Source organism: Chryseobacterium capnotolerans (genome assembly GCF_021278965.1).
Classification (GTDB): domain Bacteria; phylum Bacteroidota; class Bacteroidia; order Flavobacteriales; family Weeksellaceae; genus Chryseobacterium; species Chryseobacterium capnotolerans.
On record NZ_CP065589.1, the window covers coordinates 2,378,612 to 2,400,915 of the forward strand.

General features: G+C 35.9%; 23 protein-coding genes. 4 read left to right on the forward strand and 19 right to left on the reverse strand.

Annotated features, from left to right (window positions below; translation table 11 throughout):
* Nucleotides 1-45: 45 nt before the first annotated feature.
* The 6 genes from H5J24_RS11345 to H5J24_RS11370 form a co-directional block, all read right to left on the reverse strand.
* Entirely contained in the window at nt 46-1,350 is a 1,305-nt protein-coding gene (locus H5J24_RS11345; protein WP_068943100.1) for a T9SS type A sorting domain-containing protein, read from the reverse strand.
* Between the two features lie 161 nt (nt 1,351-1,511).
* Nucleotides 1,512-2,396, reverse strand: coding sequence for a leucine-rich repeat domain-containing protein (locus H5J24_RS11350; RefSeq protein ID WP_082811189.1), 885 nt, complete (start codon nt 2,394-2,396; stop codon nt 1,512-1,514).
* 71 nt (nt 2,397-2,467) lie between these two features.
* On the reverse strand, nt 2,468-3,643 hold the full coding sequence (locus H5J24_RS11355) for an acetyl-CoA C-acyltransferase (RefSeq protein ID WP_068943099.1): 1,176 nt from the start codon (nt 3,641-3,643) through the stop codon (nt 2,468-2,470).
* A gap of 158 nt (nt 3,644-3,801) precedes the next feature.
* Nucleotides 3,802-4,302: an endonuclease V gene (locus H5J24_RS11360; protein ID WP_068943098.1), complete on the reverse strand. Its 501-nt coding sequence runs from the start codon at nt 4,300-4,302 to the stop codon at nt 3,802-3,804.
* A gap of 463 nt (nt 4,303-4,765) precedes the next feature.
* Nucleotides 4,766-5,209 (reverse strand): GNAT family N-acetyltransferase, encoded by a 444-nt coding sequence (locus H5J24_RS11365; protein ID WP_228407621.1) that lies wholly within the window; start codon nt 5,207-5,209, stop codon nt 4,766-4,768.
* 135 nt (nt 5,210-5,344) lie between these two features.
* On the reverse strand, nt 5,345-6,385 hold the full coding sequence (locus H5J24_RS11370; protein ID WP_068943097.1) for a M28 family metallopeptidase: 1,041 nt from the start codon (nt 6,383-6,385) through the stop codon (nt 5,345-5,347).
* Nucleotides 6,386-6,605: 220 nt separating this feature from the next.
* Between H5J24_RS11370 and H5J24_RS11375 the strand changes: the two genes are divergently transcribed.
* A complete protein-coding gene (locus H5J24_RS11375) occupies nt 6,606-7,745 on the forward strand; it encodes an aminotransferase class I/II-fold pyridoxal phosphate-dependent enzyme (RefSeq protein ID WP_068943096.1) in 1,140 nt (379 codons plus the stop codon).
* 159 nt (nt 7,746-7,904) lie between these two features.
* Here the strand turns inward: H5J24_RS11375 and H5J24_RS11380 are convergent, their stop codons facing one another.
* The 12 genes from H5J24_RS11380 to H5J24_RS11435 all read right to left on the reverse strand — a co-directional run bounded on the left by H5J24_RS11380 (nt 7,905) and on the right by H5J24_RS11435 (nt 19,419).
* A complete protein-coding gene (locus H5J24_RS11380) occupies nt 7,905-10,631 on the reverse strand; it encodes a sodium-translocating pyrophosphatase (RefSeq protein ID WP_068943095.1) in 2,727 nt (908 codons plus the stop codon).
* Nucleotides 10,632-11,021: 390 nt separating this feature from the next.
* Entirely contained in the window at nt 11,022-11,633 is a 612-nt protein-coding gene (locus H5J24_RS11385; protein WP_068943094.1) for an inorganic pyrophosphatase, read from the reverse strand.
* A gap of 17 nt (nt 11,634-11,650) precedes the next feature.
* Entirely contained in the window at nt 11,651-12,163 is a 513-nt protein-coding gene (locus tag H5J24_RS11390; protein WP_068943093.1) for a DUF7935 family protein, read from the reverse strand.
* A gap of 37 nt (nt 12,164-12,200) precedes the next feature.
* On the reverse strand, nt 12,201-12,350 hold the full coding sequence (locus H5J24_RS11395; protein WP_232816312.1) for a hypothetical protein: 150 nt from the start codon (nt 12,348-12,350) through the stop codon (nt 12,201-12,203).
* The gene (locus tag H5J24_RS11400; RefSeq protein ID WP_232816313.1) at nt 12,344-13,132 is read right to left on the reverse strand and encodes a phytanoyl-CoA dioxygenase family protein; all 789 of its coding nucleotides are present in this window, start codon (nt 13,130-13,132) and stop codon (nt 12,344-12,346) included. The genes H5J24_RS11395 and H5J24_RS11400 overlap by 7 nt, the downstream gene beginning before the upstream one ends.
* A 73-nt stretch (nt 13,133-13,205) precedes the next feature.
* Nucleotides 13,206-14,117, reverse strand: a complete 912-nt coding sequence (locus H5J24_RS11405) for a hypothetical protein (protein ID WP_082811188.1) — start codon at nt 14,115-14,117, stop codon at nt 13,206-13,208.
* Nucleotides 14,114-14,791: a RadC family protein gene (gene radC / locus H5J24_RS11410; RefSeq protein WP_068943090.1), complete on the reverse strand. Its 678-nt coding sequence runs from the start codon at nt 14,789-14,791 to the stop codon at nt 14,114-14,116. The genes H5J24_RS11405 and radC overlap by 4 nt, the downstream gene beginning before the upstream one ends.
* Nucleotides 14,792-14,813: 22 nt before the next feature.
* The gene (locus H5J24_RS11415; protein ID WP_068943089.1) at nt 14,814-15,389 is read right to left on the reverse strand and encodes a murein L,D-transpeptidase catalytic domain-containing protein; all 576 of its coding nucleotides are present in this window, start codon (nt 15,387-15,389) and stop codon (nt 14,814-14,816) included.
* Between the two features lie 16 nt (nt 15,390-15,405).
* A complete protein-coding gene (locus H5J24_RS11420) occupies nt 15,406-16,074 on the reverse strand; it encodes an ABC transporter ATP-binding protein (protein ID WP_068943088.1) in 669 nt (222 codons plus the stop codon).
* A 112-nt stretch (nt 16,075-16,186) separates the two neighbouring features.
* Nucleotides 16,187-17,785: a dihydrolipoyl dehydrogenase family protein gene (locus H5J24_RS11425; RefSeq protein WP_068943087.1), complete on the reverse strand. Its 1,599-nt coding sequence runs from the start codon at nt 17,783-17,785 to the stop codon at nt 16,187-16,189.
* Nucleotides 17,786-17,869: 84 nt separating this feature from the next.
* Nucleotides 17,870-18,871: a pyruvate dehydrogenase (acetyl-transferring) E1 component subunit alpha gene (gene pdhA / locus H5J24_RS11430; RefSeq protein ID WP_068943086.1), complete on the reverse strand. Its 1,002-nt coding sequence runs from the start codon at nt 18,869-18,871 to the stop codon at nt 17,870-17,872.
* A 317-nt stretch (nt 18,872-19,188) separates the two neighbouring features.
* On the reverse strand, nt 19,189-19,419 hold the full coding sequence (locus H5J24_RS11435; protein ID WP_317228586.1) for an NIPSNAP family protein: 231 nt from the start codon (nt 19,417-19,419) through the stop codon (nt 19,189-19,191).
* A 578-nt stretch (nt 19,420-19,997) separates the two neighbouring features.
* Here H5J24_RS11435 and H5J24_RS11440 point away from each other — a divergent pair.
* Both H5J24_RS11440 and H5J24_RS11445 read left to right on the forward strand, forming a co-directional pair.
* Nucleotides 19,998-20,504, forward strand: coding sequence for a phosphatase PAP2 family protein (locus H5J24_RS11440; RefSeq protein ID WP_232816314.1), 507 nt, complete (start codon nt 19,998-20,000; stop codon nt 20,502-20,504).
* Between the two features lie 8 nt (nt 20,505-20,512).
* The gene (locus H5J24_RS11445) at nt 20,513-21,007 is read left to right on the forward strand and encodes a BlaI/MecI/CopY family transcriptional regulator (protein WP_068945072.1); all 495 of its coding nucleotides are present in this window, start codon (nt 20,513-20,515) and stop codon (nt 21,005-21,007) included.
* A 30-nt stretch (nt 21,008-21,037) separates the two neighbouring features.
* Here H5J24_RS11445 and rbp read toward each other — a convergent pair whose 3' ends face one another.
* On the reverse strand, nt 21,038-21,403 hold the full coding sequence (gene rbp, locus H5J24_RS11450; protein WP_045496213.1) for an RNA-binding regulator: 366 nt from the start codon (nt 21,401-21,403) through the stop codon (nt 21,038-21,040).
* Nucleotides 21,404-21,825: 422 nt separating this feature from the next.
* Between rbp and H5J24_RS11455 the strand changes: the two genes are divergently transcribed.
* The gene (locus H5J24_RS11455) at nt 21,826-22,239 is read left to right on the forward strand and encodes a DUF6157 family protein (protein ID WP_068943084.1); all 414 of its coding nucleotides are present in this window, start codon (nt 21,826-21,828) and stop codon (nt 22,237-22,239) included.
* Nucleotides 22,240-22,304 lie beyond the last annotated feature (65 nt).

Here is a 22,304-nt window from a genome sequence, read left to right on the forward strand (position 1 = left end):
CCGGTAAAAAACAAAAATTGATATGGATATGATTAGATATGTGTTTTACTTTTTAATTACTTTTTCGGTAATCATTTTTTTATCTTTTGTCTGGATTTTAATCAGGTAAGTTCCCGGAACAAAGCTGTTCATATTCACAGTATCGGAATTTCCTTCTGAAAGCTTTTGTCCTGAAATGTTATACACTTCATATTTCTCCAGCCTATCTTTCATTTTGATCGTTACATTTCCGGAAGTTGGATTGGGATATATTTTCACTTCTATAGATTTATCCTTAGAAACCTCTGTTGTAGAAAGACTTTCCGGCTGTATATTGATGGTATAATCTTCTGCCTGGCCAATAACCCAACCTGAAGGACAGGGTAGATTTTCCAGCGTTCCCATCCATGAACTGGATTCATATGCTTTTACTAACCTGAAACGTGTATTTCCTAGTAATGTATTAGCTGGAATAGTAATGGTTTCTGAAGTCACTCCTGATTCATGACCCGAAACCAGATTTGAATTGTCCAGATATCCCAGATTAAACTTTTCATCAGCATCAAACTGATTATTATGGTTAAAGTCGATATAAGCGTAGGCAGAAACGGTTGTTTGCCCATGAGTTCCTCCGGTTACCGTAATTGGATATCCGTTTCCTCGGCTGACATTAAAAACAGTACTTGTAAAATCTTCAATTACCGGTGAGCTTCCATCAATTGAACTTTCATTAGTAAGTCCCGCAAACTCCACCTTAGTTATTTCACTGACCGTAAGGCTTGTTATCCCTTCAGATCCACAATAAGGAAAAGGAAAAGCAGGTGCACCCCCTTGGATGTTCACCATATAATCTTCTGTCTGTCCGGCTCTTAATCCCGAATCACAAGCGGAAGAAATAGAGTTCGGAGCACTTGAATCCGAATACGCAGGGACATTTGTATTTTTAAGAACTCTCATTCTCTTACTGCCGCCCGCCACATTAGCCGGAATTGTAATGGTATTATCAATAGTAAAGGCATTGGCCGGATTAGCTGCCTCCAGCCTTCCTATATAAAAGCTTTCCCCTGCATCATCGAAGCTGCCATTTCCATTAAAATCGATATAAACCATTACATCACTGGGGAAAGTACTTGACGGCCCTTTTATTGATATTGGATATGCATTTCCTGCCGCCACATCAGTTGACAATGAAGTAAAATCTTCATATTCCTGTGTGGTGGAAGAATTGGTAGATGAATTATTGTTGATACTTCCAAAGGTAACATTGCTTATCATATTACTTCCTGCCCCATACTGAAACGTAGGAGTACAATATTGAGCTTTGGCAAGCCCACATAATATGACAAAAGAAAGAGTAGTTATTTTTTTCATAGAATTCTTAATTTTTATGGAGACAAATTTATATTTATTTAGAATCAATAAAAATAAGAACATAATTATATTTATCAGTTTAAAGATATTTATCTTTAAAACATTAAAAAATAAACAATGAAAGTAAGATTAATCACATAATTATCAATAAGTTTGAATCATTATTGACTTCGAATGATTTCTCTGGCAATTTTCTTATGATATTCAAATTTTTTCATGTAAGCCTCTAATTTCTCTTCAGTATCAGGATGATTAAGCTTTATTCTACCCTCTCCTTTTCCAAGTAAACTTACATACCCCTGATCTGTGTAATCTTTATTAATATACAATGGCCAGAAAGTTTCATTTTCAAATCCTTTTATTATGTTAGGTATAGCAACCTCTAAAAAAGCATATTCTGCTGTATCTAATGTTTCTCTTGGTATTCTTACCTCCACAAGCTTTTTAAGTCCTAAAACAGATGTAAAAGCTGGAAACGGAGCTTTAAGAGTAAAAGACATAAAACTGAGGACTTCAAGTTCCGGAAGCTCTTCTAGAAATGTGAAATTTTCAATAGGTTGTTTCCAGTCTAAAGTTCCGCTAATATGAAGGTATTTTAGATTTTTAATTCCTTGCAGTCCTTCAAAGCAGGAAACCTTCCGGAGATTTTCAAGATGCAGCGCTTTCAAATTAGGAAGACTTTGCAATGGAGAAAGGTCTGAAAAGCCGGAAACATATTCCAATGAAACTTCTTCTAAACCTATCAGAGAACGGATAAAGCCAATATCTTTAGCCCGAAAAGATTTTAATCTTAATCTTTTAAGCCATTTAAGTTCATTCATTGCTTGAAGCTGTTCCTGGCTGGGATTATCCAAATGTATTTCCTCAAGGTCAGGACATTCAAAAATACGTTTCCAGTTTTGATGGTGCTTACTGAGTGTTAAAATTTTAACCGTTCTATTATCAAAACTCTCTTTATCTACAGAATAAGACAGTGTATGATGAGTCGGAATCATTTTCCAGTAATGATCTATTTTTCCTAACAATCCTTCACTTTCCTGTTTCATATCTGATCTTTTTAATGGAGTGTAGTCCCTGAATTCTTTTAGCGGTCTTTCTATGGTATAAAATTATGTATTTAATTCAGATTTTCAATAAGAATTGCTGAAGCCCCTCCACCACCATTACAAATGGCTGCAATACCATATCTTCCCCTTTCCTGGCGCAGCACATTCACTAAGGTCGCCATAATCCTGGCTCCCGAAGCCCCAATTGGATGCCCTAATGCCACAGCACCGCCATACACATTTACTTTATCTAGATCATACCCAAGGATCTGCTGATTGGATAGAATTACAGAAGAATAGGCTTCATTGATTTCAAAGTAATCAATATCAGAAAGGCTGAGTCCTGCGATTTTCAGTACTTTTTGAATGGCAACTGATGGAGAGGTTGTAAACCACTCAGGAGATTGAGCGGCATCCGCATACGTAATAATTTTAGCTAATGGTTTAAGATTAAATTCTTGGAGAGCCTCTGAAGAGCCAATCAGGATTGCAGCAGCGCCATCATTCAGATTGCTTGAATTGGCAGCAGTGAGCATCCCATCATCCTCAAAAGCCGGTTTTAGCAGAGAGATCTTTTCAGGAATAAGCTTATCTATATCCTCATCTCTATCCATCGTTACACTTCCTTTTTTTCCTTCTATTGAGATGCTGAATAATTCTGCACTGAATTTGTTCCCAGCAGCTGCTTCCTGAGCTCTTTTGTAAGACATTAATGCATAATCATCCAATTGCTGCCTTGTTAAACCATATTTTTTTACTCCTAACTCTGCAGCACTCCCCATGTGAAAATCGTGGTACACATCCCACAGACCATCTTTAATCAAGCCATCTGTAGAAATAGTATTACCTAGTTTCTGACCTTTTCGAAGATATTGATAATGCGGTACATTGCTCATACTTTCCATTCCCCCCGTCATAACAAGATGCTCCAGTCCGAGCTGGATCTGTTGTGTCCCGATGATGGCGGCCTTCATTCCGGAAGCACATACTTTATTCACTGTAGCAGCATCTTTATCTACAGGAATGTTTGAAAAAATAGCAGCCTGTCTTGCCGGTGACTGTCCTACTCCTGCACTTAATACATTTCCCATGTATACACTGTCTATATTCTCTGGGGAAATTCCTACACCTTCATAAGCTTTCTGTATAGCTATAGCCCCAAGCTGCGGAGCAGTAAAGCCTGACAAACTTCCCATAAAACCACCAATAGGTGTTCTTTTTGCTGCAATGATAAATGCTTCTTTCATAGTTTTATTTATTTTAAAATATACCAATCGGTATGTTTTTGATTAAAAATTTACCGCTTCTATTTTCAAAGCGGATAGACTTACAAATATAATAAAATATACCGATCAGTATATTAATAAATAAAAAAAATCTTACTCATAAAAGTAAGACCTATATTTTATATTCTGCTGAGTTGATCCAGTTTTTTCAATAAGGTAGGAATCCTGTAAGGACCATGCATATGTTCCACATTTAGCTTAACCTGTTCTACATCAATTCCTTTTGCAGTCACAAAAAGAGGGGTTTTACTATCACCACGGAGTACACTTCTTCTTTGAGAATCGGGTGTCGTAAATTCATTTTTTGCAATTCCTACTATTGGATATTTCTCCTGTAAAGCTTCATAAAGATATCCACCGAGACCAATTTTTCCTTCATTATCAAGAGTGACATAGCCATCTACAATGATTATATCTCCTTGTTTTACCACAATCTTATTAAGTAAACTCAAAATACACGGCAATTCTCTTTTGTAAAAGGCTCCACTTTCATATTCTGAAGTAATGGGCGTCTGCTCTGTAAAGATTTCTAACTCCCGATCGGAGGTCCAGTCTTCAAATCCAATACACACGGTATTGGCATAATCTTCATAATAGTAAGTATCAAAAGCGTAAATCATTTTGTTTAAAAAATTAAACAGCCAAGATAAAGTATATATTGATCGCAAACAAAAGTCTAAAGAACTAATTTGGATATAAATCTGTTATCAAATGTTCCCAATCGTTAGATATAAAGTCTTAAAAAAAGCTCCCCACAATGCCATAAAATTCCGGAGGGATCATGTACAAAACATTCTTTGCCCCAATCCATTGTTCTTGCGGGAGTGAGTTTTACATTTTTATATTTATCCGTAAGACCTAAAGTTAAAAGTTCTTTCCAGAATTCTTCTGTATTGCGACTTCCATGAAAACCATAATATTATCAACCCAATCTTTAGTATAATAGTCCTGAAGATAAAACCCTATTTCTTTCCGTTTAAACAATGAGAGTTTAGGTTCAAGGAAGATTTCTTCAAATCCCAAATCTTTATAAAAGTTTCTGCTTATCTCAAAGGTCTGATGGATTTCAATGATGTTCTCATCCTATTTATTTTTCCAGTGGTCATAGGTCATCTCAAACTTAATCTCATTTTTCCCATGCATTCCGATCTCCTGCCAGCCTGATTTCCGATAAAAAGTTTCTGCCTTTGTCTGAGGCGAGGTCCCAAGCCAAATATTGCTTTTGGTCTGTTCAAAATACCAATCAAGCATGATGTCATGGAGCTTTCTTCCAACCTTTTTGTTTTCGAAATCAGGATGTACAAATAATGCCCAGATATTATTTTCTTGCAAATCAACAATCGAAAAGCCTACAATACGGCCATCTGCTTCACCTACCCAGCCTTTTCCCCTTTCAAACATAAACCATTCACAATCCTTGTCTGTAACCAGCGCGGGATTAGATAAGATATTTTCTTTCACTGAGTTTCTTACCACCTGAATTTGGGGAATATCTTCTAATCTGGCTTCACGAATGATTATATTCATAGGTAAAATTGAGTATTGAATAAGACAAAGGTGCAAAAAACACATTTTTCAAATCATGTAAGAAAGATTTTTTTCCCTTAAAAATTTGAATGCGTGAAATCCTGCACCTCTGTATGTTAGTTTAAACAGGTATCTTTATTTTTTATCTACCACAATTCTTTCTGCTCTGTTAGCAATGTCCCAAGCCGTAGTAAAAACAAGTTGTGTTCTTTTCTCCAAAAGTTTATAATCAATCTTTTCAGGGTCATCTGTAGGTTTGTGATAGTCTTCATGAATTCCGTCAAAGAAGAATGCTACCGGAACATTATTTTTGGCAAAGTTATAGTGATCTGAACGATAATATAGCTGTTGAGGATCATTAAGATCGTCATATTTATAATTCAGCTCTAAATTATTGGTCTTTCTGTTAGCTTCTTCATTAATTACCTTAAGCTGGGAGCTTAGCATATCAGAACCTATCACATACACATATTGTTTTCCTCTGTTATCCGGATCATCACGTCCGATCATATCAATATTAAGGTCCACAACAGTATTAGCGAGTGGAAAAACAGGATTATCCGTATAATATTCTGAACCAAATAAACCATGTTCCTCTCCGGTTACATGAAGAAACAAAACAGATCTTTTAGGACCATTCCCAGCTTTTTTAGCTTCCTGGAAAGCTTTGGCCATCTCCATTACAGCAACAGTCCCACTTCCGTCATCATCAGCACCATTGTATACGACTCCATTTTTGGTTCCCACATGGTCATAATGTGCAGAAACCACTACAATTTCCTCAGGTTTTTCACTTCCTTCTATAAAAGCCAGGATATTTTCTGAGTCCGGAAGATTACCCCCGCCTCTTTTTTTCATAAAATCCGAAGGAACTTTCTGATAATAAGAACCTAAGGCTTTGGGATAAGAAATTCCTAAGTTTTTATAATAATTGACCATATACTCACCCGCTTTTTTCTGGCCTTTGCTCCCTGTATCTCTCCCTTCCATTTCGTCTGAGGCAATCACATACAGATTTTTCTTTAACTCATCGGCTTTAATCATTTTGTAAGCATTCATAAACGCTTTATCTGGTTTCTCAGCCGTGCGTTTTGTAGATGGGCCATCAGCAACTTGTGCTGTTCCGCAGCTCGTCATCATGGCAAGGGCAATTAGCGGTATAAGTAGTTTTTTCATACAGAATAAATTTCTTAAAAATAATAATTTTTATTGAATCTGAAACACAGAAAAAAGAGCATATAGAGGTATCATCGGCTTTCCGATACATATGAGTGATTATTCAAACTCATTGAGCATATAAAACATTGAAAAAACAATCATTAAAATTAATATATTTAAAAACATATATTATATACGATATCAATTTTTTATTATTTTTGATTAAAATACAAAATAGATGAAAGAAATTGATAGATTTACTCATTATTCATTTTTCACAGAAATGTCTGAACTCGCCTTAAAGCATGGAAGCTTTGATCTTTCATTGGGCCTGCCGGATTTTGATATTGATGAACGTCTTAATTTTTTTTTAAAAGAAGCCGCAAATCTAGGTACCCATCATTATGAACCTCTTGCCGGAAATCCTTTATTAATTGAAAATATCATTCTTTTTAATAGCAAACGGAAAAACAATATTTCTTTACAAGTAAATGAAGTAACCGTTATACCCTGCGCAACCTTTGCTTTACATACTGCACTTAAATCTATTTTAAATCAAGGAGATGAAGTCATTATTATCCAGCCTTCTTATTATACTTATGCCCCTTCCGTTGTGATGAATGGAGGCATTCCTGTTTATTACGACCTGAGTCACGACTTCACCGTCAATTGGGATCAGTTTAAATCCTGTATTTCTGAAAAAACCAAAGCTATTATCATCAATTCACCACAAAACCCTACCGGAAAAATCTGGAATAAGGATGATTGGAAACAATTGTATGAATTAATAAACCATCAGGAAATTTATTTGATTTCAGAAGAGATCTATGATACTTATTGCTATGATGAAGCAGAGCATTACAGTTCATTTATTCATGCAGAGCTTAGAAACAGGACATTCTGTATTTTTTCATTCGGAAAGATGTTTCATACTTCAGGGTGGAAAGTAAGTTATATGCTCGCTTCAGAAGACCTTACAGCTTTATTCAGGAAGTATCAGCAATATATTTCCTACAGTGCCAATGCTCCTGCTCAATATGCCCTGGCCAAGTATCTGGAAGTATTTGACCCTTGTGAAAACAAAAGAATAATGCAGAGAAAACGGGATATTTTCAATGAATTACTGAAGGAAACCCCATTACACATTGAGCAAGAAGCTGAGGGTAGTGTTTTTCAGATTGTCAATTTCAGAAATGTTTCCAAAACCATGACTGATGTAGAATTTTCAAAATGGCTCACCATTGATAAAAAAGTAGCCTGCCTCCCGCTCTCCGCTTTTTATAACTCCAGACAGAATTCAGATTATATACGATTCAGCTTTGCCAAGAAGGATGAAGTGATCATCCGGGCGCTGGAACATCTTAAAAAAAATCTATAATAAACCAGCTTTTTTAGGTTGAACATATCCCAGGGATACAAGGATTCTCAGTAAGGACACTATATATTTTGCCACGAATATAGATTGTAGTGACTTAAATCTTTATCTAAAAAAATAAAGCACCGCCAATGTGGTGCTTTACTATTATCTATATTGACTTTAGAGAGCCAGAACCCTCACATCAATTCTTCTGTTTTTTGCTTTACATTCTTCAGTGTCATTGGCTTCACAAATCGGATGCTGGGAACCATATCCTTCTGCTTCTATCCTATCAGCCGATACTCCTAGTTCCAACAGCTTAAGTTTTGCTGTTTGTGCTCTCAGATTAGATAATTTCTGATTGCTTTCTTCATTACCACTATTGTCAGTATAGCCGCCTAATTTTATTTTCAGATCAGGATAAGCATTCAGAATTTCTGCCAGATTATTCAGCTGCAACTCATATCCTGCTTTCAGATCACTTGACCCTGTTTCAAAATACAGATTTTCAATGGTATACCATTTATTAGGATCCATGATCGCCTTATCTTTTTGATTGACTGAATTATACAACTGATATAGCTGGCTGGTTTCACCTAATTCTATTGTTTTTCCACCTTTCAGTTTTATTTTTTGCAGATTTCCGGTTTCGTATACAAAGTCTCCGCTTTCATTAAGATGGCCTTTCACTTCCCCTGTAACAACCGGCACTTTAAGGTCTGAAGAAGTTGCAGCAACTCCTGAAATTCCTGTTAAACTTTCAATTTTCGCCTTTCTATTAGCTTCAATTTTATCTTTATGTATCACTGCTAAAGTAGGTGCAATTACTAATGAAACAATCGACATCAGCTTAATCAGAATATTCATTGACGGGCCTGAAGTATCTTTAAACGGATCTCCTACTGTATCTCCTGTTACAGAAGCTTTATGAGGTTCTGAACCTTTGTAGTAGGTCTGGCCATTGATATCAACTCCTTTTTCAAATGATTTTTTAGCATTATCCCAAGCCCCTCCAGCGTTATTCTGAAACATCCCCATTAATACACCACTTACCGTAGCTCCTGCAAGGAAACCTCCCAGCACCTCAGGCCCAAAGATGAACCCAATTAATAATGGTGAAATAATGGCAATAGCTCCTGGCAGCATCATTTTTCGGATGGATGCATCGGTAGAAATCGCTACACATTTTTCGTATTCTGGCTGGGCTTTACCTTCTAAGATTCCTGGAATCTCACGGAATTGTCTTCTTACTTCTTCTACCATGGCCATAGCAGCCTGTCCAACAGCGGTAATGGCTAATGAAGAGAATATAAACGGAATCATTCCGCCCACGAATAGACCTGCCAGAACATCTGCTCTGTAGATATCAATACCATCAATACCTGCGATTCCAACAAAAGCTGCAAACAGTGCTAATGCCGTTAATGCTGCAGAAGCGATAGCAAATCCTTTTCCTGTAGCAGCGGTTGTATTTCCTACAGCATCCAGAATATCTGTTTTTTCACGAACTTCTTTAGGAAGCTCACTCATCTCAGCAATACCTCCGGCGTTATCTGCAATTGGACCAAAAGCATCGATTGCTAACTGCATCGCTGTAGTAGCCATCATTCCGGCGGCCGCAATCGCTACACCATACAATCCGGCACATAGATAAGAGCCATAGATTCCTCCTGCCAATACAATGATCGGAAGTAATGTTGATTCCATTCCGACAGAAAGTCCACCGATAATATTGGTAGCATGTCCGGTTGAAGACTGTCTCACAATACTGGAAACCGGTCTCTTGCCCATAGCAGTATAATATTCTGTGATAATACTCATCAGGGTTCCTACAACCAACCCTACCATGATGGCCCCAAATACACCCATTTTGGTAAATTCATGGCCTCTTAGGATCATTTTTTCAGGAAGAAGATATGTTACTAGAAAATAAGAGGCTATTGCTGTAATCACAATACTGCCCCAGTTTCCTAAATTCAAGGCATTTTGTACACTGGAAGTAGATGAACCTTCATTATCATTGATTTTTACAAATAAAGTTCCTATCATTGAAAAGATAATCCCTGTTCCTGCAATCAGCATAGGTAGAAGAATCGGCGCAAAACCTCCAAATGAATCATCAGAAATGGTTTCTCTTCCCAATACCATTGTTGCCAATACAGTCGCTACATAAGATCCGAAAAGGTCTGCTCCCATCCCTGCCACATCTCCTACATTGTCACCTACATTGTCTGCAATGGTTGCCGGGTTTCTTGGGTCATCCTCTGGGATTCCAGCCTCTACTTTTCCCACTAAGTCAGCACCAACATCAGCTGCTTTTGTATAAATACCACCGCCAACTCTTGCAAAAAGAGCAATAGATTCTGCGCCAAGGGAAAATCCGGTAAGAATTTCTATGGTTGTTTCCATTTCATGGGAATCTACGGCAGCTTCCGGTGCAAAAATCTGTTTAATGATTAAAAACAGGGCTCCTAATCCCAATACAGCAAGTCCTGCAACTCCCATTCCCATAACGGAACCTCCCGTAAAAGAAACTTTAAGTGCTTTAGATAAGGAAGTTCTTGCGGCCTCCGCAGTCCTTACATTGGCTTTGGTTGCGATTTTCATCCCTATAAAACCAGCTGTAGCAGAAAAAATAGCACCCACCACAAAGGCAAGCCCTATACTCCAGTGAGAATTGGCATTGCTTGATCCCATTACAGCCAAAAGAATGGCCACAATGACGACAAAATAGGCTAAGACTTTATATTCGGCTTTTAAGAAGGCCATGGCACCATCAGCAATATGGCCGCTGATTGTTTTCATCTTTTCATTTCCGGCATTCTGTTTACTCACCCAGTTGCTTTGAAGAAATGTATAGAGCAAAGCGATGACACCAAAAATTGGTACTAACATAAATAGATCCATAGTTTAATATTTTTTTGGTAATATAAAAATAAATATAATAAATAATTATCACCAAAGCATTAAAAAAAACATGGACTTTTCATTACCACACAAAAGAATCTTATCTATCACTGATCGTTTTTCAGAAAATATTGCAGATTGAAAATTGATACAAAAGCTTATGGAATCACGCTTGAAAATGATTTCAATTTTTAAACCATTAAGGTTTATTGAGGTTTTAAAAGCATTAAGGAAAGCTTCGCTTTAAGTAGTAAAAATATCAAAGTGGGGTTAGTCTTTTATATTAAACACTTCAATAACTTGCTTTTTCCAGCCTCCAGATTCCTATTTAAAAAAAAAAGGATAAACAGTTTCCCATTTATCCTTTTTGTATTATTACATCAGAGATGCTTATCCTCCGAATTTATCTGCATAATCTGTTTGAGAAGCTTTAATCACTTTTCTTGCATGCTCAGCACCGTACACTTCCTGAATTCTGCATTTTGCAGGCTCATCCGGTAAGTTTTTATAAGTTAGGAAATAGTGCATCAATCTTCTTACTTCTGCTTCTGGCAACTCAGTAATATCTCTGAAGTGTCCGAAAGCATGGTCATTAATCATTACAGCTACAATTTTATCATCTGCTTCACCACCATCGATCATTTTAAAACCTCCAATTGGAATAGCTTCCATCAATAAACCTCCAGCGTGGATATTGTGAGAACTTAAAACACAAATATCAAGCGGGTCATGATCTCCCATTGTCACATCATTAGCTCCAGATTCTACTGCTAATCTCATTACTTCTTTATCACAATATGTTCTTGGAACAAAACCATATAAAGCTGGAATGATGTTAGAGAATTTCTGAGGCCTGTCTACTTTTAAATATCCTGTTTCTTTATCTACTTCATATTTAATAGTATCTGAAGGAACAATCTCCACAAATACATTTACAACATTTGGCGCATCTTCTCCTGCAGAAATTCCGTGCCATGGATGTGCTTTAAAATTTGGAATCATTATTTATCTGTTATTTTTTAAGTTATTATTAAAATTTCTTTTCTTAAATCCTCTATTGTTTCAGCAACATAATCATTGCTTTCCATATAGTTCATGATGAAGATGGTTTTGAACTCATCCAACTTCACTTCACCTTTCAATCCGTCATAGGTCTTATGAAGAAGATCTAAAATGGCATTTTTAGAGTCTACGATATTTTTCCAAGAGTTCTTTGTTACATAAAGCTGTTGAGAAGAATTGTATTCAAACTCTTCATTGATGGCTTTTTCGGTAAGGAAAATAAACTCATGAACCGCCAATCCTTTATCAAATCGCTGAATCAGGTTAGAAGGCTTTATTCTGTCCAGAAACAAAGTCATTCTCTCGTAAGAATGGGCTTTATTCTCTGAATTCGACTTCACGGTAAGTAATTTGAGTTCCTGGTTTTTAAGAGTAATATACGAGTGTACAAATTGTCTCAGCAAAACCAGAAAAGGAATTGCAATAATCAATGCAAATGCATAGGGTAAATATCCTGAAAGACTCGTCATAATTTTATGACTGCAAAATTACTAATATTTTCTGATATTACAGTTCAAATAATGCAGGTCTTTGTGTAACTTCATGGTAGCAAACACTGTTTTCATCAAAAAAGTGGTATACCAGGCTTTTTCGGGTTCTGTTTTTATCAGTATGCGGCTCTCCGCCGTGAAGAATATTGGCATGCCAGATCAGCATATCTCCTTTTTTAGCTCTAAAAACTTCTTTTTCAATCCCAATTCTTTGACCTTATCTTCCAGAAACTCTTCGTAAGCTTTATAACTCTTCTTCCCTATTTTTAAAGCTGTTCCTTCATTATCATAGTCTGAGTTGAGGAAATAGGGTAATTTATGACTTCCCGGAATATAATGTAATGCTCCATTATTCTCATCCACATCTTCCAAAGCAATCCAGACTCCTAAAAGCCCTCCCAATGGGAATGTTGTCATGTGAATACTATCTGAATGGGTTTTCTGCTGGCTTCCATTTATAAAATTGATACTTTGAAATAGTTTCGCTTTGCCATCTAATAAAACAGACAGAAACTCCAGCAGGTTTTTATCGTTGCCGATATTTCTAATAATTTCAGAATGATGAATAGCAAACATGAGTTTTCCACCATAACGGAATTTTAAAGTTCCGTCTTTCATCAGCTTTTCAATCTCAATATTGATATTTTCTGCGGTTTCCGGGCTGATAAAATTTCTCAGGATCATATACCCGTTGTCATCATAACGAAGAGCACTTTCTTTATTTTCTTCTGATAAATTGTTAAAAAAAGCAGTGGATGACAGTTTATCTTCAGCAATACTCCTTTCTGTCTGAGGAAGATGAGCAAAATCTTTACTTGAAATACTCGAAAAGTAACTTTTGTTGATCCCGTACTTTTTATATAGTGGAATATTATGCTTTAATTTACTTTTTTTAAAGAAATTATAAAGCATATAAGATAATTTATAATGACGAATTTGTTCTAACATAACGGTTATTATAGTTTTATAAAGGTAAGAAATTATACTAAATTAGAACCAATCTAAACAATACTTTTAATCATTAAAAAATCCTTCCTTTTAAAAGTAATGATCCTAATTTTTTAAACAGCTCTTTCTTGGAACGTTCTATGATTCCATAAGGCTTCAGCTCTGGGCGGAATCCTCTGAAAAACTCTTCAATATTTGGAATATCTCCTCCTTCAAAGTCAAAAATATGAGTCTCAATTGTTTCTTTAATTTTCCTGTCAATCAATAGAGAAGCCCCGGATAATTTTACATATTCTTTATCACTGAAATTTCCCAAAAGTGCAACCATATTGCAATCTGAGTATGTAGCAATAGCATTGATCATTTTACCATGATAATAAAAAGCTAAGAAACTTAAATATTTTAACTGATAAGATGTTTCATAAATCTCCATAAAACCAGCCAGATCATCTTCTTTACTCAATCCTACTATATTGGATTCTATAAAAGGTTTCACTTCATCATAAGAAACAGTTCTTACTTCTGAATGCTCCAAAACTTCTTCATCCAATCTTAGTTTGCGCTTTCTTTTAGGAGAATATCTGGCATATACTTTCTCATAAGCATCAGGATAAATGAGAAAGTTTTTCTTCATTCTGAATTTTGTGTGAAGCTGATTCCCGTCATTAAAAGGATAAGCTCTTATCAGATAGTGGTTTTCCAGGTAGGATAGAAACTGTTCATTAAGGTTGACATCATCTTTACCCGAAAAAATGCCCAATTGCTGGCAAAGTTTAGGATTATGAACGATTTTCACTCCATATTTTTTCACAAAAGGAACAGGCATTACAGCTTCATAGTCATTATATACGAGTATTTCCCATTGTTTAGGAGCTGTAGTGTCTAAAAAGTCTTTTGTAGCAGAGTATTTTCTTTGCTCAGAATTTTCTAAACATTGAGAATATTTTACAAAATCAATTTCATGGTATTTCAATCTTCTAATCATAATATTCCTGTGTCCGAAAAACTAAAATATGAATTTTGTGTAATGATAATATGGTCTAAAAGCTGAATATTCAATACTTTTCCAGCTTCTTTTATTTTTTGTGTAATAGTAATATCTTCTTTGCTTGGCTTCAGGCTTCCTGAAGGATGATTGTGGGCAACTATCACTCCTGTTGAAAAATGTTCAAGGGCAGTTCGAAACAGAACTCTTACATCTACAATAGACTGGCTGATTCCGCCTTGTGTCAGTTGTGAAGTGTATATTACTTTATTGCTGTTATTAAGAAAAATAGCCCAAAATTCTTCAGTTCGTAGATCCGACAGCTGATTTCTCAGGATTGAATAGGCATCATTGCTGTTCCCAATAACAGAACGTTCCGGGATTTCCTGTCCTGCTCTTCTTCTCCCGATTTCTAAAGCTGTAATAATAGAAATAGCTTTAGCCTCGCCTATCCCTTTAAATTTCATCAGGTCTTGAACAGAAAGCAAACTTAGCTGATGCCAACTATTGTTTACAGATGCTAAAATTTTTCTAGCCAGTTCTACCACACTCTCTTCCCTGTTGCCACTTCCCATAATAATGGCTAGAAGCTCAGAATCGGAAAGTGCATTCTTACCTTTTTGCAAGAACTTCTCCCGTGGTCTATCGTCTTCTGCCAGAAATTTTAAGGACATGGAATAAGTTATAAATTATAGATTAGTAGAAAGTATATAGGATAATTGGTTTCTCTGATTGGTCTATATATTTTGCTGTTTCTTTAAAAGCTTTGATGGAAAGCATTGGACAGCCCAGACTCAAACATGCTGGTTGTTCAGACTCTACATCGGGAACACTGCTAAAAGAATGAAGAACAATAGCTCTTTGGATGGCATTATCGTTTGTAGAATCCAGCCCTTTTAAGCGGTAAGCTTTTCCAAATTGCCCCATATAGCTTCCTCCAATCGCATATTTTCCAAGAGAAGATTGATAAGAACCTTCAATATTACTGAATTTCAAAGCTGTTGATCCTGAAATTACAGATCCTGAACCATGAGCAACAATAGCCTTTTGTACTATTTTATTATTTTTCAGGTCGTAAATAAAATAACGATATTTTCCTGATGGGATTTTAAAATTAATAAAAATGGCAAGGTCCTGATTATAGGCTTTATCTTTAATAAAACTTTTAATTTCTAAAATTTTGGATTGGGGCACTCCCAACACCTCTGCCTGCTGCGATTTAGCTTTTGAGCAGGAAACTAAAAGTATCAAAAGAAAGATAAAGTGTTTCATCAGGTGTGTTAAAAATTTATTCTATAATCATCCCATCTTTCATCACGAGCTTACGATCGGTAATTTCAGCAAGATTCGGGTTGTGGGTAACAATCACAAAGGTTTGATTATACTTATCTCTAAGATCAAAAAACAGCCTGTGAAGGTCATCCGCATTTTTTGAATCCAGGTTTCCCGTAGGCTCATCAGCAAAGATAATTTTCGGTGAATTGATTAAAGCTCTTGCAACGGCTACCCTTTGCGCTTCTCCACCGGAAAGCTGATTGGGTTTATGATTCAGTCGTTGTTCTATCTTAAGGTCTTCAAATAAAGCATAGGCTTTTTCAAGAGCTTCTCTTTCATTAGCGCCTGCAATTTTAGTAGGAAGCAGTACATTTTCCAAAGCAGTAAACTCCGGAAGCAGCTGGTGAAACTGAAATACAAAACCAATATTCTGATTTCTGAATTTTGATAACTGTTTATCAGTCATGTTGATAAATGACTCTCCTGCAATCTCAATTTCAGTATCATATTTCCCAGACTGAGTAGGATGATCCAACGTTCCTAAAATCTGCAACAATGTTGATTTACCTGCACCAGATTCCCCTACAATAGAAACTACTTCCCCTACTTTGATGTGAATATCAACTCCTTTCAGTACTTCTAAATTCCCATAAGATTTATGGATATTTCTCGCTTTAATCATGATTCAAAAATAGTAACATATTGTCGATTTTACAACAGATTATATCAACAATATTGTTTTTAAAACAAAAAAACCTCCCGATGGGGAGGTTTCATTATTTTTATTCTAGAAATTACAGTAACAAAGTTAATGGATTTTCTAAATAAGTTCTTAGCGTTTGTAAGAATTGTGCACCTGTAGCACCATCTACTACTCTGTGGTCACATGCTAATGAAAGTTTCATTGTGTTTCCTACTACAATCTGACCATTCTTAACGATTGGTTTCTCGATAATAGCTCCTACTGAAAGGATAGCAGAGTTAGGCTGGTTGATGATACTTGTAAATGTCTCAATTCCGAACATTCCAAGGTTAGAAATAGAGAATGTAGATCCTTCCATTTCGTTAGCCTTAAGACCTTTGTTCTTAGCTCTTGATGCCATATCTTTTACAGCCGCAGAGATCTGAGTGTAAGACATCTGATCTGTATTTTTCAATACAGGAACTACCAATCCGTCAGGAATAGCTACCGCTACTCCAACGTTGATATTTCCTCTGTGAATGATCTTATCACCTGCCCAGCTTGAATTTACCTGCGGGTGTTTTCTTAAAGCAATGGCTGTTGCTTTAATGATCATATCATTGAATGAAATCTTCGTATCAGGAATAGAATTGATCTCTTTTCTCGCTTCAATCGCTTTATCCATGTTGATTTCAACCATTAGATAATAGTGCGGAGCGGAGAATTTACTTTCAGAAAGACGTTTCGCGATAACGTTTCTTACCTGTGAGTTTGGAGTCTCTGTATCTTCTCCCTGTACGAAACTTACCGCAACCTGAGCAGCAGCACTTGCAGCCGGAGCTGAAGCAGCTGGTTTTGCAGCTGGCTGGTAATTTTCAATATCTTTTTTAACGATTCTTCCGTTTTCACCAGAACCTTGAACACTGTTGATGTCAACTCCTTTATCCTGAGCCATTTTCTTAGCTAATGGAGAAATGGCCACTCTATCAGAAGATGAAGTGTTAGCAGCCGGAGCAGCTTTTTCCTCAGTTTTAGCTTCTGCTTTTTGTTCAGCTGGTTTTTCTGATGCCGGAGCAGCAGCTTTAGGAGCTCCTACTGCTGAAACGTCTGTTCCTGCAGGGCCAATAATAGCCAATACAGAGTCAACCGGAGCAGCGCCACCTTCTTCTACACCTTGCTTCAATAATACTCCATTGAATTCAGATTCGAAATCCTGCACTGCTTTATCTGTTTCAATTTCAGCAAGAAGATCACCTTCTTTTACTGTATCTCCAACATTTTTGTGCCATTTAGCAACCTTACCTTCTGTCATTGTATCAGAAAGTCTTGGCATTGTAATAATTTCTACTCCTGCAGGAACTTCTGCGGAAGCAGTTTCCACAGCTTCTGCTTTAGGCTGTTCTTCTGATTTTTTTTCTTCAGCACCTGCAGCCGGAGCAGCAGCCCCACCTGTTAGTCCTGAAATATCTTCTCCTTCATTACCGATAATTGCTAAAACTGAATCTACAGCAGCTGCAGCACCTTCTTCTACACCAACGTATAAAAGGGTACCTTCTATTTCAGATTCGAAATCCTGAACTGCTTTGTCAGTTTCAATTTCAGCTAAAATATCTCCTTCCTTTACTTTATCTCCTACTTTTTTATGCCATTTCGCCACTTTACCTTCCGTCATAGTGTCGGAAAGGCGGGGCATCGTAATTACTTCTGCCATAATCTATATTGATTTGAGATTCGAGATTTGAGATTTGAGATTTCAGAAATTTCAAACTTCAAATTTCAAATTAATTTTTATTTTTTAGTTTTCTAATTTGTCTAAGAATGGATAATCTTCCTGAGCATACACATACTCATAGATTTTCTCAGCATCCGGATATGGAGAGTTCTCCATGAATTCGATACACTCTTCAACGAAATCTCTTGATTTGTTATCCATAGTTTCCAATTCAGCTTCTGTAGCCCATCCGTTTTCAAGAATTCTGTGTTTTACCAATTCGATTGGGTCATCATTCTTATGAACAGCTACTTCTTCCTTAGATCTGTAAGGCTCAGCATCAGACATAGAGTGTCCTCTGTAACGGTAAGTTCTTGCTTCAATAAATGTTGGTCCGTCTCCTCTTCTTGCTCTTTCGATAGCTTCATAAGCTGCTTCAGCTACTTTTACAGGGTCCATTGCATCTACAGCAAGACAAGGCATTTCGTATCCTAATCCTAGTTTATAGATATCTTCGTGGTTAGCTGTTCTTTTTACAGATGTTCCCATTGCATATTGGTTGTTTTCTACCACAAATACTACAGGAAGTTTCCAGTTCATCGCCATGTTGAATGTTTCATGTAATGAACCTTGTCTTGCAGCACCATCTCCGAAGAAACAGATGTTTACAGCTTTTCTGTCAAAATATTTATCTGCAAAAGCAATACCTGCTCCCAAAGGAATTTGTCCTCCAACAATACCATGACCTCCGTAGAAACGGTGCTCTTTGCTGAAAATGTGCATAGATCCACCCATACCTCCGGATGTACCTGTAGCTTTACCACAAAGTTCAGCCATGATTCTCTTAGGGTCTACTCCCATCGCCATTGGATGGATGTGACATCTGTAAGCAGTAATCATACTGTCTTTTGTAAGATCCATTGCATGTGTAAATCCGGCAGGGATTGCTTCCTGGCCATTATACAAATGTAAAAATCCTCTGATCTTTTGTTTTAGGTAAAGAGAACGGCATTTGTCTTCAAACCTTCTCCACATTGTCATATCTTCATACCACTTCAGGTATACCTCTTTAGAAAATTCTTTCATGTGTTAGCTCTTGCTTTTTTATGATGAAATAGTTGAGCAAAATTATGAAAAAAACTTTGTTTTTATTGTATGCATAAGTAACTTTTCGTTTTTTCTCTAAAATCTACTTGCAGGCGGAACGGATTATTCTTAATTTTCGACCCTTGTGAAGGCAGATGCAACAGCATTTTGACTTTTATTTTCTTATTGCAATATCTGAGAAATCAGCCTATCTGTGTAGTTTCCCGAAAACAATCAACAAAATGAGGCATCAATAAAATATAACGTTTTGTTCTCCTTCTCTCTTCATCTTTAATTATTGTTAACATGTCTTTTGGTTATTTCAACAGCTCCTTTTTGGGTGAAAAATCAGTAAGTTTTAAAGTTCGGTCTTCAATATTATTCACAAAATCACCGTGTAATTTTGACGTTTGAAGCTTGATTTCTTTCCATTCTTTATCCGCCATAAAGCTTTGCCATGCCAGTGTCATTGTATTTTCATCTTTCCATTGCAGCAGATAGACAAACTCTGTTTTTCCTTCAAATTCAGACTCCCAGATGGAAACGATATTAAATCATAATTCTTAATGCATGATCTCTAAATCGGTCCAAGAAGACTTGTTTGTTTACTTTTGGAATTTCATAAATTCATCAACTGATGAACAGGAGGTAATGCCGGCGATGAATCTTTTGAAGAATAAGTTTGTGCGAAAACAAAACCACCCAGAACAAACAGGAGTAGTATAAATAACTGTTTCATTATATTAAGTAATTGGTATTAATTGATGAATCCTTTGAGCTTTGCTCATTTCATATTTTAAAAATAGTCAACGCTAAACCACTCCTTTTCTCTTTGAAAACAGAAGTAATTAAAATTAAATATTTTTGGAAATAACGCGTATTATTTTCAACAAAAACATAATAAATATTTGATTTAGCAAAGATCATCCACACTTATCTATATTTTCAGCATCCTAAAAACGACATCATCTTCCGACCTTCATTTGTTTTTTGGGCTTATAATCTTATATTTGGCTTTTAAACTGAAATATGGAAGAAAAAAAAATCTTCGCTTCTCCACAATATCTCAAAAGTCATCTCAGATTTCTTCAATCCGTTGGTTTCTCTGGTTATTTTTTTTGTGTATATGAGCATCAGGGAATATACTTTTAAAGAATCCCTTCTTTATTTTCTTCCTTTACTATTAATGATTATTGCGCCGGTTGTTATCTGGCTGGTATGGAATGTAAAAACTGGCAGGTATACCAATATGGATGTATCTAACCGGGTTCAGAGAAAGACACTTTATGTATTTATAGCAGCATGTGTTATCATTTATCTTGTTTTCAATTACATTAGAAATGGATATATCGATCTGGTGATGCTTTTTATTTTAATCCTGCTTTTTGCCCTTCAGATCAGCAATTTTTTCATTAAAAGTTCTATGCATACTGCATTTAATATATTTGTAGCTGCATTATTTTTTACTTTAGATTGGGGAATGGGTCTTTTATGGCTTGGGATTGCCAGCCTGGTAGGGCTCACCAGAATTATTTTAAAAAGGCATACGGTAAAAGAAGTATTTATGGGAGCTGGAATAGCTTTTGTGGTATCTTTTATTTACCTTTATTGCAATATACAATTTCAACATTAGAAGAATATATGAAAATCAATCATCTTACCGCCGCAGAAGAAAACTTTATGAAGCTGTTTTGGACAATGGAATCTTTCTATCTGAAGGACGTTATGGAGCAGCATACGGAACCCAAACCACACCAAAATACGGTTTCCACATATTTGAAAATATTGGTTGAAAAAGGGTATTTATCTACTGTAAAAGAAGGAAGAATCTTCAAATATACGGTCCTTGTTCCGTCTGAAGAATACAGAAAATTTCTATTAAAGGAACTTACGCACAACTTTTTCAATGATTCAGGAAAGGAAATTCTTGAGTTTTTGTTCAGTGAAAAACTTCTTACCCAGGATGATCTCAAAGGATACTTTGATCTTAAAATTGAAATTAAGCCTGCGAAAGTTGAAGAACCGAAGTTTGAGGTTGCTGAGGAAATCTTAAATCCGAAGAAAGAGAAAAAGATAAAAGTCAACAAAGACAAAGACAAAGACAAAGACAAAAAGAAGAAGAAAAAGAAACCATAAAAAAAGCGGCTTAAAAGCCGCTTTATATTTTTACCAACGATTTCCACCGCCGTTACCACCACGATTTCCACCGCCGTAGCCACCGCCACCGTTTCCACGATTGTTACCACCGTAACCTCCGCCTCTGTTGTTATCGAAGCTTCTTCTTGGCTTCTCTTCTCTTGGCTTAGCTTCAGATACGTTTAATGTTTTTCCGTTGAATTCTTTTTGATTAAGAGCTTCAATAGCCTGCTGTCCTTCTTCATCACCCATTTCGATGAAACCAAAACCTCTAGAACGGCCAGTTTCTCTGTCTGTTACGATTTTAGCTGATGATACATCACCAAATTCTGCAAATAGATCGTGCAACTCATACTCTTTAGTTGCGTAATTGATGTTTGAAACAAAAATGTTCATTTTGAATAAATTAAAAAATTAATAAAAATTTGGTATATAAAAGAAAAACAACATAAATTAATGAACAAATATTGATTCCAAATATAAACGTATGCAAGATACAATTAAAAACTTCAAATCAAAGCTTTTTTTTATCTCTTTCTCACTTTAGTTTGAATTTAATTTATACAACGCACCAAGAAACCTATTTAAAACACTGAAAAACAACACGTTAAATCAAAAGTACAATAAAAAGTTAAAGTTAGTTAACATAATAAATTACCCTCCCATTATTTAAAAAAATAATTATCCTGAATAAGCTTAAATCCTATTCAGGCCTATATTTGCCGGAACTTATAATATTTTAGCATACAAAGAATAGCAGTATATTTATAAATCACTTTTAGCATCATATATATAAGGCTATATAACCGAATTTTATTATGAAACAGCACACCACCAATTACCTCAATACTTTTATAGAAGTCGCTGAAGACTGTCCTGTTTCTAAGGCACAGATTCCCCCTGAGAAAAAAGAAAAGACATTAGCTAATCTTCAATATGAAAAAGTAAGTAAAAATCCTTACCAATATTCATCTGATGATATTATTTTTGATTGCTATGCCTTTAAGAATGATATTTCAGAAAATGAAAAACAAGCGGAAAGAGAAAAATTCTTTTCTAAAGGTCAGGCATGCCTTCGATCTTCTCCCCTAGCCAAAAGATATGGGTTCGGATTTCATCATAATAAGGAAGGAAAAGTAGCCCTATATCCTATAGAAAGTGAAGAATATCAAAAGTGCTTAAAGAATCCCGGTATTACAAAGACTAAAGCAATGCGTTCCAAAAGAAAATGATTGAGAAAATAAATAATTCTCTTCAGATCAATAAATACGATTCTTTTGAAAAACCCAGCTTTTAA